The following is a 14,876-nucleotide window of genomic DNA, read 5'->3' as shown; positions in this document are numbered from 1 at the left end:
GTTTTAATACAAAAAGGACGGAAATTTTCGTCCTTTTTGTTACTTTAAAATGCCATCAACTAAATATTCTTTGGCAACAATAGAAATACAGTCTTGAAAAGTATCATCACGCCCACCGCCACTATTGGCACAATATGTTAAGGTTAAATCCGCATTTAAAAAACCTGTTTGGTAAATGTCGTTAATGTTTTTATCATTTAGCCATAATTCTAATTCGTTATTATTTTTTGGTAATCCGTGCCAATCGCTAGCACCTTCCAAATTTTGATAGCCAATAATTTTTTCTTTAAATTGTTCTTTGATTTGGATTTTAATGGCGGGTTCATAGTTTGGATTGATAAGTTCTGTCGTCTTAACTTCTTGTTGTGTGATGTGATTTAATAGGGTTGTGGATTGTGATGAAATATCTGATGAAAAACGATATTCGCTTTTGGTATGGATAAAAGTTAAACTGCCGAGCGTTTGCTCTTTGACTTCAAAGGTGCTGACAATACGAAAATCATCAGATAAAAATACCTTTTTTAATGCGTTACGCCGATATTTTGATAGCCAACCATCATTATAAAAATAGGATTGACAACTTTGACTGTTCTCTATTTTTAAAGTAATGATATTGTCATCAATATTTTGGCAAAAAGTTCTGACAATGACCTTTTCTGGATTATAATAATAAGCATAGCCAATGATTGATGACGTTATTAAAGCAATCATTGCAATAATGGAAGTTTTTGTTTTTAATTTCATTGATTTGTTCCTTTTTTATTATTTTAGCATTTGTTTTTATAAATTGCTACAAAATTACACTTGAAAATTATGACTGCATTTGCAATACTGTTTATTTTTAGTTAAGTAAAAATTATTTTTAGTTAAGTAAAAACTTATGACCAATCGCCGATTATTTTTAAAGATCCTTGTCATTTCGCCCATCGTTCTAGCGATGGCGTGTAGTGAGACGCCCAAAGTCGCCAAACTTGCCCAAGGCAGTAGGGTGGTGGCATTGGGCGACAGTCTTACCTTTGGCTATGGGGCGGACAAATCCCAAAGCTATCCTGTTATCCTTGCCCAAAAAACAGGCTGGAACATCATCAATATGGGGGTCAATGGCGATACGACCAAAGACGTGTTAAACCGCATGGACAGCGTGATTAGCGAAAATCCCAAATTGGTACTACTAGGCATTGGCGGTAATGACGTGCTAAGGCGAGTAAATGCGAGCGAAACCCGTGCCAATTTGGTAAGCATTATCAAGACTCTACAAGACAAAAATATCCCTGTGGTGCTGATTGCAGAGCCACATTTGTCCGCCAGTGCGTTGTTTGGTAAGGCAAGCGACAACCCTGTTTATAAAGACGTGGCGGACGAGATGAATGTGCCGTTACTTGAAAAAGCATGGTCAAATATCCTATCGGACGACAAGCTCAAATCCGACCAAATCCACGCCAATGGGGCAGGGTATGCCAAATTTGCCGATGAATTATATCAGTTTTTAAAGGAAATTGGCTATGTCTAAACGCATGATGAGTGCCAGTCTAAGCCTGTGCATGATACTGCCAATCATGGGTTTTGCCAATCCGTCATACAGCCTCCATGCCGATAGCGATAAAGCCCTAATTGGCAAATGGCAATGCCATGTCAAACACGCCAATCCGCTCATCAAACAAGAAAGTCAGTTGCAGTTTTTTAAAAACCACACCATGCACGAGCATATCCGCATTTATTATGGACAGCCTAGCGATTATGCCTACCAAATAGAATCTGCTATTGCCAAATCATCATGGACATTGGCACAAGAGACCCTGCATTATGGCAATCATCAATTTCATAATTATGCCGTCAGAATGCCAAATGCCAATAAATATGATTTGGAGCAGGCAAATATCGCCTTACAAAAATCCTTGCCAATGGTGCAAGACATGATGAATAATGACATTAATAAAAGAGCGTTTGACATTCATTTTATCAATAAAAAATCTTTTATTATGAATGATGTGGACAGTCAGATATTTACTACGTGTCATAAACAAGGTTTATTTGGTTTTTATAAGGAATAATCATGCAAAAATTTCTTTTGGTATGGGCGATGATATTACCCATGACAGCCTTAGCAAATAGTGGTATATCTGCCCCCGATGTGGTAGGTGATTGGCATTGCGTGGCAGATAGTGAATATCATTCGGTAAAAGCACTCATGCGTTATCATGCCGATGGCACGGCAACGGAGTTTATGGAAATCAAAGAAAAAGTAAATCATTTGCCTGAATTAGAATTTAGTATCATGAATTATCAATGGCAATTCAAAGATAATAAGCTATTGATGAGAAATCCAGACATCACTTATTATCAATATTATTTTATTTTACCTGATGGTGGTTTTTATAAATTTGACGATGAAGTAAATGCAGAAGGTAAGGCATTGATGATGGAGAGTTTTGAAGAAAACAATTGGCATTATATTGAATTTGATGGCAAAGATAAGCACCGTTATTATTTTGAAAATGGTTATGAAGGGCATTGCCAACGCTTAAAATAAGTTTGGTTTTAATGATTGATTGTATATTAATTGGAGATAATAATGCTTAAAAATTTTCTTGCATGTATTTTGTTCTTGCCAACATTAGCAATGGCAAATCTTGAACAGAGTTTGGTGGGTAAATGGGAATGCAAGGGCATAGAAGATGAATATTTTCACTATACCAGCGATATTGAATTTCGTGATGATGGCATATTGTCCGAAAAATCTATTGTGTATCAATGGGATAAAGATGATGATTTTTATCAAATAGACACCATCAGAATGTTGTTTAAATATCGTGTGATGGGCGATAAGGTTGTTTATTATGATGGGATTGTTCAATCTTATGTGGTGGATATGCCAAATTACAACAGTACAGACGATTTTCCCAAGCACAGCAAGGATTCAATTTTGATTGCAAAATCCATCATAGAGCGGGCAAATTTTGAAAAAGAGATGGTAGATGAAATGATGGTTCGCATTCGTTTTATCGACAAAGATACTTATATTGGTGCTTTTGAAGGTATTGATGAGGATTTTCCAGTTGATATTGAAAATAATCATTGTAAACGTAAAATTTAATTTGGAGTAAAGTTATGAGCTACACACCCCCAAAAGTTTGGACGCCCAATGACATGGGTGGAAAATTCGGCGGTATCAACCGACCGACCGCAGGAGCAAGACACGAACAGACCTTGCCAAAAGGTGATAAGCCTTATCAGTTATACAGCCTAAACACGCCCAACGGCATTAAGGTCAATATCATCTTAGAAGAGTTAAAGGCGTTGGGGCTACTTGACTATGACGCCTTTAAAATCAATATCATGAATGGCGAGCAGTTTGGCACAGGCTTTGTGAATATTAACCCCAACTCAAAAATCCCTGCACTGGTGGATTATAGCACCGATACGCCCATATCGGTGTTTGAGAGTGGGGCGATACTGCTTTATCTTGCCCAAAAGTTTGATAAATTTTTACCAAAAAATCCAACCGACCACGCCCAAATGCTCTCGTGGCTCATGTGGCAAATGGGGTCAGCTCCCTTTGTTGGTGGTGGTTTTGGGCATTTTTATGCCTACGCTCCCGAGCCGATTGAGTACGCCATTAACCGCTATGCGATGGAAACCAAACGCCAACTTGATGTGCTGGACAAGCATTTGGCAGAGCATGACTATATGGCGGGCGAGTACAGTATTGCTGACATGGCGATTTATCCGTGGTATGGGGCGTTGGTGCTAGGCAATTTGTACATTGGCGAGAATGACTATGCCAAGTACGATGCGTCTGAGTTTTTGAGTGTACATGAATACCAAAACGTCATACGCTGGGCAACGACCATAAAAAATCGCAAGGCGGTAGAGCAGGGCGAGAAGTTGGAATTATTGCCGTTGGCATAATAAAGCCAATGTCAATTTAAAAGATTGATTGATGATTGGTTAATTGTTTTTGATATGGGGTGAATTAATTTGCCCTATATCAAATTAAAAATTATCGCTTAATTTATATTAGTCATTTTAATATTAAAAACATAGGAATAAATATTAACCATGCAAAAATTATTTATCACCAGTATCATAACTCTGATGGCAACCATGACTTATGCCAATACGACTTTTCATAAAGATGATTTGGTGGGAACATGGCAATGCGATTTATTGATAGAGCAAGTGGACGGCAATGTTACCAAAAGTCAAAATATGACACATTTCTTTGCCGATGGGCGTTCGGTGGGTTATGGCGAAACTCGGCAGATTTATCAAGGGGTAGATATTCAATCCGTCTTTATGAGTACGCAAGATAATTGGGATTTTGATGGTAAGAATTTGACAGTAAATGTGGGGAATATTAATCATGTGATGATTTATAATGCCATATCAAAACAGCGAGAATATGAGAAAGAACCAGAAATGCAGGCTTTATTTACAGAGATGTTTAGAGAAAATAGCCCAATCATACAAGCGGTAACGATGATTGATAAAGATAATTTTAGTTATGAGCTGGGGGCGATTAATTATGGCGAGATAAAACAAAAAACGGCTCATTGCAAACGGTTGGGCGGATAAGGTGAATTAAGGTAAATAGAGATGGGTTTTCTTGGTTATTTGATATTAGGTAGTGCGGTATACGTCATCGGATTTATGATAAATTTAAAAATCCTAAATCCCAAACGCAAAGCGGGCACAAATTACACACTCACGCACCCGACCATGATACAGCTATTATTGGCGTGTTTTGTGGTGATGCTTGCGGTATCGGCACTGCTTGGGCGGTTTGTGATGGGGCATGAGAGCTTGGATTTGGCATTTATTTTGGCAAATAGTGTGGTGGCGACTTTTGTGTTTTATTTTGGGCTAAATCCTGACCAGTCGCAGATGAATTTACCAGATTAATTTTGTGAATTAATCTAGGGCGTGCCTGCCTTTTGTATTTGCAATGAAAAATAGGGGAAATCGCCCGTTTTTCAAGGAAAAACGTAGGCTGATTATCATTTTATCCAAGCAAGTTTTTTATTATGAAAAACAATCCGACCACTTAATTTTAAAAATTAAGTAAAAAATCTTAAAATCACACAGTTAAGTGGTCGGATAGCCATTTTTCATGCAAAAACGGTTGATTTATTTCTAAATTATGTCTAAATTGTAAATAGTGTTATAAAGGGCAGGCACGCCCTAATTTATCATAAAATACCATTTGCATAAACCGCCTAACGGTGGTAAATTATGACAGTTTAACCGATTAACTAAGTTACAAATTTGGAGCGAGCATGGCGAATAAGTTACTTGACTTGATTGAATCATCAGGGGCGAAATGGGTGGATTTTCGCTTTACCGACACGCACGGCAAAGAAATGCACCTAACCTTTCCTGCATACAGCGTGGACGAAGACACCCTAGAAGACGGTAAGATGTTTGACGCATCAAGCGTGGCAGGGTGGAAAGGTGTGGAAAGCTCGGACATGATATTATTGCCGGACGCTGATACCGCCTATCTTGACCCATTTTTTGAAGTGCCAACGGTGGTGGTGGCGTGCGACATCATCGAGCCTGACACCATGCAAGGCTATGCCAAAGACCCACGCTCTATCGCTCGCCGTGCCGAAGTGTACCTAAAATCAACAGGTCTAGGCGATAAAGCCTTGATAGGGCCAGAGCCTGAATTTTTTGTCTTTGATGAAGTCAAATGGGACATTGATATGTCAGGGGCTAGACACACCGTCATCAGTGAAGCGGCGGCGTGGAGTACCAACAAAGACTATGCATGGGGCAACAGCGGTCAGCGTCCTGCCGTCAAAGGGGCGTATGCGGTCGTACCGCCCATTGACCATTATCATGACATGCGTGCGGTGATGTGCGACCGCATTGATGAAGTCATGGGCGAAGGTCGCATTGAAGTACATCATCATGAAGTGGCGAGCAGTCAGCTAGAAATCGGTATCTCGTTTAATACGCTGGTCAAAAAAGCGGACGAAGTACAGCAGTTTAAATACATCGTGCAAAATGTCGCCAACCAATTTGGTAAAACCGCCACCTTTATGCCGAAGCCCTTGGTTGGCGACAACGGGTCGGGTATGCATGTGAATATGTCTATCTCAAAAGACGGTGTAAATACGTTCTCTGGCGATGAATATGCAGGACTATCCAAGACCGCTTTGTACTTTATCGGTGGGGTCATCAAGCACGCCCGTGCCTTAAATGCCATTACCAACCCTAGCACCAACAGCTATAAACGCTTAGTGCCACATTATGAAGCCCCGATTAAACTGGCGTATTCAGCGTCCAACCGCTCGGCGTCCATTCGTATCCCCCACGTCAATAGCCCCAAAGCGGTGCGTGTGGAAGTACGTTTCCCCGACCCGTCTGCTAACCCTTATTTGGCGTTTTCGGCACTGCTCATGGCAGGGCTTGACGGCATTGAAAATAAAATCGACCCTGGTGAAGCATCTGATAAGAACTTATATGACCTACCCCCCGAAGAAGAAATGCTTATCCCAACCGTTGCCGAAAACCTAGAAGTGGCACTAAATGCCCTGCGTGATGACCATGACTTTTTGTTAAAAGGTGGAGTCTTTACTAAAGAGATGATTAACGACTATATCGCTCTAAAAATGAAAGAAGTACAGCGTATCAATGAAGCGGTACACCCCTTAGAATTTGATATGTATTATCGTTGCTAATCGCTGGGGTACGCCCTAAAAAGACAGACGGCATGAATTTGGGTTCATGCCGTTTTGTTTTGCGTGCATTTTCGGTGATTTTTGGGTAAAATAAGATTATTTGTAACATTGGAATTCAGATGACTCATTTTTCAAAATCAGCCTTTTTTAAATCAGCAATGTGCATGGCACTCTCTGCCCTGCCGACATTGAGTTTTGCTTATCACATCCAAATCACCGAGCCTGCCGAAGACCGTGCCTATCATCGCCCTGCCCAGAGCATTGATGTGCAGGCAACTGTGTCGCCAACATTGGAGATGGGCTATACCACAGCTGTGCTATTAAATGGCAAAGTGGTGGGTGATGGGCTAACCGCCAGTGTGCCAACCCTTGATTTGGTGGCAGGCGAGTACACGCTAGAAGCCATCGTGATGGATAAAAATGCCCAAACGGTGGCGAGCGATACTCGCACAGTCTATGTCATTCAAAACAACCAAATCCAACGCAAAAAGAAAGCCGCCATTGCCGAGCGGGAAGCATATGATAATTCGTCAATTTGGCATAAGATTGCGGTGGGTCTAAACCCCAAAGTCCAAGCCCCGCCAAAGGTCTATGAATCCACACCAACATGGGAGCTTAGGGATTTGCCAAACAAACCAAATAAATAAGTCTTACTCATAAATAAAAGCCCTGTATGAACAGGGCTTTGTTAGAGTGTGTCTATCATTGATAACATTTTTGTAAAATAAGACCCCATTCTCAACTTTATATTAAGTGGTTGATTTGTCAAGGGCGAATATGATTCGCCCCCACAACCCGAAAAATAGCTATCAGATAATCAATAAGTTGCCATTTTAAGTTGAAAGTGAAGTAAGTACTTTATTCATCCATTTGCCAATGTCTTTAATCTGCTCCATGCATACTTGATGAGCCATGCCGTAGCGTTTAAATTCAGGCGACAGACCCAAAGCGGTGAGTTTTTCGCTTGCCTTGACCCCAAGCACTGATGGCACGACGTCATCATAGTCGCCATGGTCGATTTTAACAGGCAGGGACGCATTAATATCAAGCTCGCCAATCTCCTGCTCGGTGGCAAGATAAGTGGATAAGGCAAGCAGTCCTGCCAATGGTCGGCTGTTGGTCAGGGCGTTGTGATAAGCAACAGCACCGCCTTGGGAAAACCCTGCGATGATGATGTTCTGACTGGGTATGCCGAGACGCACCTGCTCATCAATCAAGTCATTGATACGTTCGCTGGATGCCTTGATTTGGGCGGTATCCACCTTTCTGTCTAGGCTCATCTCCAAGATGTCATACCATGCAGGCATGACATAACCGCCATTGACGGTCACAGGAATGGATGGGGCGTGCGGAAAAATGAATCGCACGCCAAGCTCATCAGACAGCCCAAGCTCAGGCACGACAGGCACGAAATCATGACCGTTCGCCCCTAAGCCATGAAGCCATATCACGGCGTGTTCGATGGGTTTGTCTTTGGGGTTGTGAATGACTGTTTCAAAAGGAAGTAGCGAAACCATGTCAGCTCCTAACAATGCTCAATGTTTGACATACCCTAATTATACATAATTTTTAAAAATTCTTACAGATTTTTTGCAATTTTGCCTTATAATAGGCTAATTTTTTATGATAATAGGTGAGCTATGCAGTGGCGTGGTCGCAGATAGAGTAATAACATCGAAGACCGTCGTGGCGGTGGTGGCATGAAGGCAGGCGGGCTAAGTATCGGCAGTATCATTCTTGCCCTTGTCCCATGGAAAGTGTTTGGGGTTAGCCCTGAGACCACGCTGGGGGTCACTCAGCAGATAGGGCAGGCGACTCAACAGCAATCCGCCCCTGCTAATGAGACTGCCGACCAAGCCGAGAGCCGTGAGTTCGTGGCGACTGTGCTTGCCGATACCGAAGACGTATGGACGCCCATTTTTACAAAACTCGGTGGTACTTATCAGCCACCAAAACTGGTGATGTTCACAGGTTCGGTCAAGTCAGCGTGTGGGGCGGCGACATCTGCCAGCGGTCCTTTTTATTGCCCTGCCGACCAAAAAGTGTATCTGGACACGCAGTTTTTTGTGGACATGAGACGGCACATGGGTATCGGCAGTGAGCGTCATGGCAGTACCGAGCTGTCTCGCCAAGACCAAGTGGGCGACTTTGCCCAAGCCTATGTCATCGCTCATGAAGTGGGACATCACGTTCAGACACTGCTTGGAATATCTCAAGAAGTGCGAAAAGCCCAAATGCAAGGCAATGAGCGACAGGCAAATGAGCTGTCCGTCCGCCAAGAGTTGCAAGCCGACTGCTTTGCAGGCATGTGGGCAAAGAAAAACCATGAACGCACCGGCTTTTTACAACAGGGCGACATCGAAGAAGCCCTAGACGCTGCCGAGAAGATTGGCGATGATTATCTGCAACACAAATCGCACGGACACGTCGTGCCTGACAGTTTTACTCATGGCACGAGTGCCCAGCGTCAGCGTTGGTTCTATCGAGGGTTTGAGACGGGCGATATCCAAGCCTGCGACACCTTTGGCACCAATCAACTCTAAGTGCTTGATTTGCAAAATACACAAGGACGGTTTTTGCCGTCCTTTTTATTGCATGGTCTGGACTTGTATTGAACGCCAATCATTCATTTTGAATAAATTTTAATCAAAATCTTGTCTATTTATCAAAAAATGTTATAATCTTACGCTCATATTCTTTAATATTTCAAAAATCATTCACCAACCGTCACGCCATGCAAGGTATCATCACACTCCTGCTTATCTTAACCCCGATGTTTGTTGGTTTTGCCCTGCCAAACAGCAAAAAAAGCACGCATTTGGCGGAGCGTGGGCTTAACTATCTGGTGTTCATCATCTTGGTGGTGATTGGCATGGAGTTGGGATTGGTTGATGATTTACAGCATAAACTTGCCAATATCGCCCTGTATCTGTCGGTGCTCATGGCGTTGACCATCGGCTCAGGATTGATGGCTTTGGTGGTTTTTGACCGCTTATCGCCTTGCCAGTATCGCTCACAGCCAAGCCCGACCGCCAAGCCTAATGTCAGCATTCATGGCAGTCTGACCCAAATCCTGTGTTTGGCGATGGGCTTTATTATTGCTAAGTTTTTACCTACCACGTGGCACCCACCAGAGAAGACCACGACGGTGCTACTCATGCTACTGTTGTTTTTGGTGGGTGTTTCACTCAAAGGCTCAGGCGTCAGTCTCAAACAAGCACTGCTAAATAAGCGGGGCTTGCAAATCAGCTTGATTTTTATGGGGGTGACACTGCTCTCGGGCGTTCTTTTTGCCCTGCTTTTTGATGATGTATCAGTGGCTCAGGGCTTGGCGTTGTCATCGGGTTTTGGTTGGTATTCGCTCTCAGGCACGATCATGACGGACGCTTATGGGGCGGTATGGGGGAGTGTGGCACTGCTAAATGACTTGGGGCGAGAAGTGCTGGCACTCATCTTTATCCCATGGGTCATGCGACATTCATCATCGGCAGCGATAGGGCTTGGGGGTGTGACCAGCCTTGACTTTACTCTGCCAACACTCACGCAGGCAGGTGGGGCTTCTATCATTCCGCTAGTCATCAGCTTTGGCTTTATTACCAATCTTCTCTCTCCCATTTTGATGGTGTTTTTTGCCAGTTTGTCTTAGGTATTTTTATTAAGATTTTATTAAAAAACTATTAATATAAATTTAATAAACAATCATCTTATCATAATATAAAATCAAAGAAAGTTTATTAAAGAAATCAATGATTATTTTTACAATTTTTAATAAATTATCACTTGATTTTTATGATGGTTTTTTATAAAAAATATTGAAAATTAATTTTGCTATTATATGCTATTTTTAGGTATTAATCCAGCAATATTTTTTATAAATAAAATTACTTTTTAAAAATAAATTTTTTGTTAAAAAATAAAATAATCTTTAATTTTCAATGATTTATAATTTAATTTTATTAAATTTTTTATTTTTTTATAAAATATTTTTTTAAAAATTTTATGAATATTTATTGTTATTTTGTTATTTTTTATAAGATAAATGATAAAATTTTTTATAAAAAATAACAATATTTAAATGTTAGATATTTGATTTATAAAAAAATTCTTGTTATAATGCTTGCCAGCTTGCCAGCTTGCCAGCTTGCCAGCTTGCCAGCTTGCCAGCTTGCCAGCTTGCCAGCTTGCCAGCTTGCCAGCTTGCCAGCTTGCCAGCTTGCCAGCTTGCCAGCTAATAATTATTTGCTCATGAAAAAGTTAAAGCGTGATAAAAAGTTAAAGCGTGATCAAATATTAAAAGGTGCTTGCAAAGGTTGCTAACGGGTCTGATTAAACATTTGGTTTGTCCTTGTTTTACAAGTTTGTCAGATAAATGATGATAGGTGGTTAATTGCAGTAGGGGTAAATAAGGGGCTAGGTATGATGTTAGATAATTTGCGAGCGATGGCGGTTTTTGTGGCGGTGGCAAAGCATGGTTCATTTAGTGGTGCCGCCAGAGAGCTTGATATTACCACGAGTGCGGTCAGTCAGCAGATTCGTTCATTAGAAAATGAGCTTGGGGCGGTGTTACTGCAACGCTCGACACGCAGAGTTAGTCTCACCGAAGTGGGCGAGTTATTTTACCAGTCAGCCTTAAAAATGGTAACGGCAGCCGAGATGGGTTGGCATCAAGCAAGTCGTTTGCGTGATGAAGTCATGGGCAACCTAACCATTGCGACCACGCCACAGGTGGCTTGCCAGTATCTCATGCCTGCTTTGGCAGATTGGTTGGCACAAAATGAATCGTTGTCGCTCAACTTCATGGTGCGTGGCGAAGAGCTTGACATGACTCACGACCGTGTGGATATCTGTGTGGGCTTTGTGGACATCAAAGACGTGGGCGAGCACGGCAAAAATGACGTACTACTTGCCCATGTGCCACAATTGCTATTGGCATCAGGCGACTACCTAGATAGGCATACACCCATCCACAGCATTGATGATTTGGCTGAGCAGGATTTTATTTTGTTAGACGGCAATCGCACGATAGCTTTTGCCACAGGCGAGACAGTCGCCATAAAAAGTCGTCTTAGCACCAACAGCTCCAAAATCGCCCTAAACCTTGCCATGTCGCACCAAGGCATCATCAAGGTCAATGCCTTGGACGCTAAGCCATTTGTCCAAAGTGGCGAGCTTAAAAACGTATTGGCAGGGCATGAACTACCGCCCTTGGCATTGGTGGCAAGACTACCCGATAAAGAATTTCAACCCATCAAAGTGCAACGCTGTTTGGATATTTTGGTAAAGCATTTTGCTAATCTTGAATAAAAACAAAACGCTCATCATTGAGCGTTTTTTGCAACATGGCGTTTGACCAATCCATCAGCGTCCGTACGGCTGTCTAATGCCGAGAGTAGGGCGTATGCCCCGATAAATTTGCGACTGATAAACATCAGCTCTTTGGGCGGTAGGCTAAATTCTAGCGACTGCATGCCTGATTTGGCGGTGGTCATGACACGCTGATACAGGTCGCTCTTTGCCCAGATATATTTGTCATCATCGAGATATTCGCTGTCCACGGTGTCACTGTTGGCAAATGGCTCACACGCCATGAGTAGCACGTCCGCCACGTCATCTTGGGGTTTGCCCGTTAATTTGTCAAAAAAATCATAGCCGGTCATGGCGTTTTTCATCATCGTTTTGTCTTGATGATGACCTGCGATGAGTAGGTTTTTGGCAATGGTTAATAGTTTGTCATCAAATTGTTTAATCGCCCCAAAGTCTAAGAGCACCAATTTGTCTTGTTGGGTGGTATCATCAAGCCTGACCAAATAATTACCAAAATTGGGGTCAGTTTGCATCTCGCCCCATTCAAAAATCTCTCGTATGACAATGTCAATGGCGGATTGCCCTAAGTGATTACGGCGTGTTTGATTTAATGATTGTAGGGTAGGGTCATTTAAATGAATGCCTGCTTCATAACTCATACAAATCAGGCGGGGCGTGGAATAATTGTCATAAATGGTCGGTACGATATACCGCTCGTCGTCTTTGAGATAATCGGCAAATCGCTTGGTGGTGTTCGCTTCCATGACATAATCCACTTCCCGATGTAATAACTGCCTAATCTCGCCAAACCAGTCATCTAGGGTTTTGGTCTGGGGGACGGCATTGGTTACTTTTAATAAATGCTTAAATAACGACAAATCCGAATCAATGGCGTGGGCGACATTGGGGTATTGGACTTTTAGGACGACTTCTCGCCCTGAATATTTGTGCGTGGCTTTGTGGACTTGGGCAAGACTTGCCGTGCCAATGGGTGTCCGCTCAATCTCAAAATCATCAATCCGCTCGCCCAGCTCCGCCCGTATCGTCTGATAGATGATGTGCCACGCCAGTGGGGCGGTCTGGGCGTCTAGGGTGTGCAGGGCATTGACGACTTCACGGGGAAGCATATGCTCGCCATATAATGCCAGCATTTGTCCGACTTTGACAACTGACCCTTTTAATTTGCCAAGCTCTGCCACCAAATAATCCGCCTGCTCTTGCATGAGCGTGTGCTTTTGGAGTTCTCGCTGTTCTTTGGATAAAAAAAGCCCCGTAACACCACTTTTCGCCCAGTTTTTGCCGATGTTTAGGGAGGTTTTGGCAATGCTTAACTGGCGAGAAAAGGTGGACGTTTTGACGGTATCTAGGGGCTTTTTGTCGGTCATTGGGGTGCTAAATCATTTAAAATTGGGCGGGATTATAGCAGAAAATGGGGGTTTTGGCTATGCTCTTTTGGGGGTAGGGCGTGATTGGGGTGGGTGTTGGTGGTATAAAAATGCTAAGTTTGTTGCTTGGTATTTAAATGGGCTAAGTTAAATGAATTGGCATTGTTGCTTAATTATACTTTTTGGATATTTTGTAGGGGTAAATTGCAATTTGCCCTGTATAAAGTATTAAATATATTGGGCGAATGTGATTCGCCCAATATATTTAATGAGATAATACCAATGAATCAAATCAAAATCAGCCACTTATCATTTAACCAATCTGCACAACTTGCCAATAATTCATCGTCCAAATCACAAGATAAGTCATCAAATGTAATCACGTCATTATCGGTAAAGCGGTCAATCAGTGCCAATTCATTGTCATTAAAACACACGCATTCGCCATTGATGTACCAATCGTCATTTTGTCGGACAAATCGGCAGGCAGGATTTATCATCAGGCATTCGCCATTTTGTAAGCGTTCGGCTAGCTCATCGGGGGCAAGCTCATCATCAAAGGCGACTAAATCATACTGGCGTTTGCTAACCAACTCACTCAATGCTTGGGTTAAAATGGCGTTGCCTTTATCAGAATTTAGCAAATTGATAAGCTCATTTTTTATGGCAGAAATGCTCTCGTTCGTGAGTTCATAAGCATTGTCTTGCAAGGTTTGGGGCAGGATAAGCGGAGAGAATAGGGCATGTTCGCCTGTGGCAACGTCTGCCACTTCGTCTAGGATTTGCACCATGTTGGGACGGCGAAACCCAAAGCTAAACGTCAAGCAGTCGTCTTGGGCAACCCCATAATGGCTAAGGCGTGGCGGTACATACAAAACATCCCCTGCTTCTAGGATTTCATCAAAAATAATCTGCCCCATGTCGTCAAGCAGGCGAATGGGCTGACCTTCGATAAATGGCGTGTCGCTATCGCATATTTTGCCAAGCGTCCAACGGCGAGAGCCATAGCCTTGTGCCAAAAATACGTCATATTCGTCATAATGCTCACCCACCGAACCACCCGCCCCAGCGACCGACACCATGATGTCGTCTTGTTGCCATTTTGGAATAAAATCAAAGGCTTGCCACAGCTCGCCAAGCTCGGGCGACCATTGTTCTAGGTTTTGCACCAATACCGTCCACAGGCGTGGCGTGTCTTGCAAGTCTTGCTCGGTCAAAGGCGAATTTTTAAGCGTCCATTGGTTTGGATTGTCGTCTTTTTGGGCGATAAGCCGTGCTGACACGCCGTCTTCTATCGCCAAATCCAGCACGTCTGTCGGCTCAAACATACCCACAAGGGCAGGTAAGCCGTTTTTGATAAGTAGGGGCTTTTTTTGCCAATATTCTTTTAAGAAAATCTCGGGCGTGATGTCGGCAGGTAAGCAAAAGGGCAGTTTGTCGGTCATGGGTGTCTCTTTTTGATAAAAATAAATTTAGTTGTGGTTTAAAAAGTACGTTATTA

The 14,876-nt window shown here is 42.6% G+C and carries 16 protein-coding genes; 12 read left to right on the top strand and 4 right to left on the bottom strand.

The window, feature by feature from the left end; translation table 11 throughout:
- Positions 1–39: 39 nt before the first annotated feature.
- Positions 40–744, bottom strand: a complete 705-nt coding sequence (locus tag IM753_RS08920) for a hypothetical protein (protein ID WP_065256337.1) — start codon at positions 742–744, stop codon at positions 40–42.
- A gap of 136 nt (positions 745–880) precedes the next feature.
- Between IM753_RS08920 and IM753_RS08915 the strand changes: the two genes are divergently transcribed.
- The 9 genes from IM753_RS08915 (at position 881) to IM753_RS08875 (ending at position 7,333) form a co-directional block, all read left to right on the top strand.
- Positions 881–1,510 carry a GDSL-type esterase/lipase family protein gene (locus IM753_RS08915; RefSeq protein WP_065256336.1) on the top strand — a complete coding sequence of 210 codons (630 nt, stop codon included), beginning with the start codon at positions 881–883 and terminating at the stop codon, positions 1,508–1,510.
- Positions 1,503–2,051, top strand: a complete 549-nt coding sequence (locus IM753_RS08910) for a hypothetical protein (RefSeq protein ID WP_194109119.1) — start codon at positions 1,503–1,505, stop codon at positions 2,049–2,051. The genes IM753_RS08915 and IM753_RS08910 overlap by 8 nt, the downstream gene beginning before the upstream one ends.
- Positions 2,052–2,053: 2 nt before the next feature.
- Positions 2,054–2,530 carry a hypothetical protein gene (locus IM753_RS08905; protein WP_194109118.1) on the top strand — a complete coding sequence of 159 codons (477 nt, stop codon included), beginning with the start codon at positions 2,054–2,056 and terminating at the stop codon, positions 2,528–2,530.
- Between the two features lie 42 nt (positions 2,531–2,572).
- A complete protein-coding gene (locus IM753_RS08900; protein WP_227713118.1) occupies positions 2,573–3,094 on the top strand; it encodes a hypothetical protein in 522 nt (173 codons plus the stop codon).
- Between the two features lie 14 nt (positions 3,095–3,108).
- A complete protein-coding gene (gene yghU, locus IM753_RS08895; protein ID WP_194109116.1) occupies positions 3,109–3,909 on the top strand; it encodes a glutathione-dependent disulfide-bond oxidoreductase in 801 nt (266 codons plus the stop codon).
- A gap of 150 nt (positions 3,910–4,059) precedes the next feature.
- Complete coding sequence (locus IM753_RS08890) at positions 4,060–4,575, top strand: hypothetical protein (RefSeq protein ID WP_194109115.1); 516 nt, start codon at positions 4,060–4,062, stop codon at positions 4,573–4,575.
- A gap of 21 nt (positions 4,576–4,596) precedes the next feature.
- Entirely contained in the window at positions 4,597–4,902 is a 306-nt protein-coding gene (locus tag IM753_RS08885) for a hypothetical protein (RefSeq protein ID WP_062498046.1), read from the top strand.
- Positions 4,903–5,276: 374 nt separating this feature from the next.
- Complete coding sequence (gene glnA, locus IM753_RS08880; protein ID WP_065256330.1) at positions 5,277–6,686, top strand: type I glutamate--ammonia ligase; 1,410 nt, start codon at positions 5,277–5,279, stop codon at positions 6,684–6,686.
- A 119-nt stretch (positions 6,687–6,805) separates the two neighbouring features.
- The gene (locus IM753_RS08875) at positions 6,806–7,333 is read left to right on the top strand and encodes a hypothetical protein (RefSeq protein WP_062498036.1); all 528 of its coding nucleotides are present in this window, start codon (positions 6,806–6,808) and stop codon (positions 7,331–7,333) included.
- Between the two features lie 186 nt (positions 7,334–7,519).
- Here IM753_RS08875 and IM753_RS08870 read toward each other — a convergent pair whose 3' ends face one another.
- Positions 7,520–8,203, bottom strand: a complete 684-nt coding sequence (locus IM753_RS08870) for an alpha/beta hydrolase (RefSeq protein ID WP_062498034.1) — start codon at positions 8,201–8,203, stop codon at positions 7,520–7,522.
- A 156-nt stretch (positions 8,204–8,359) separates the two neighbouring features.
- Here IM753_RS08870 and IM753_RS08865 point away from each other — a divergent pair, with 156 nt between their 5' ends.
- The 3 genes from IM753_RS08865 (at position 8,360) to IM753_RS08855 (ending at position 11,990) form a co-directional block, all read left to right on the top strand.
- A complete protein-coding gene (locus IM753_RS08865; RefSeq protein ID WP_227514730.1) occupies positions 8,360–9,229 on the top strand; it encodes a neutral zinc metallopeptidase in 870 nt (289 codons plus the stop codon).
- 191 nt (positions 9,230–9,420) lie between these two features.
- Positions 9,421–10,332, top strand: a complete 912-nt coding sequence (locus tag IM753_RS08860) for a lysine exporter LysO family protein (RefSeq protein ID WP_065256329.1) — start codon at positions 9,421–9,423, stop codon at positions 10,330–10,332.
- Between the two features lie 770 nt (positions 10,333–11,102).
- Positions 11,103–11,990, top strand: a complete 888-nt coding sequence (locus tag IM753_RS08855) for a LysR family transcriptional regulator (RefSeq protein WP_083108390.1) — start codon at positions 11,103–11,105, stop codon at positions 11,988–11,990.
- A 14-nt stretch (positions 11,991–12,004) separates the two neighbouring features.
- On the opposite strand, the gene IM753_RS08850 is transcribed toward IM753_RS08855, so the two are convergent.
- Positions 12,005–13,375, bottom strand: coding sequence for an AarF/ABC1/UbiB kinase family protein (locus IM753_RS08850; protein ID WP_194109114.1), 1,371 nt, complete (start codon positions 13,373–13,375; stop codon positions 12,005–12,007).
- A gap of 287 nt (positions 13,376–13,662) precedes the next feature.
- Positions 13,663–14,820 (bottom strand): cupin domain-containing protein, encoded by a 1,158-nt coding sequence (locus tag IM753_RS08845; protein ID WP_194109113.1) that lies wholly within the window; start codon positions 14,818–14,820, stop codon positions 13,663–13,665.
- Between the last annotated feature and the right edge of the window lie 56 nt (positions 14,821–14,876).

It is taken from the genome of Moraxella sp. K127, from assembly GCF_015223095.1.
Classification (GTDB): domain Bacteria; phylum Pseudomonadota; class Gammaproteobacteria; order Pseudomonadales; family Moraxellaceae; genus Moraxella.
The sequence above is the reverse complement of the archived record's forward strand: the minus strand, read 5'-3'. Positions and strand labels throughout refer to the sequence as shown.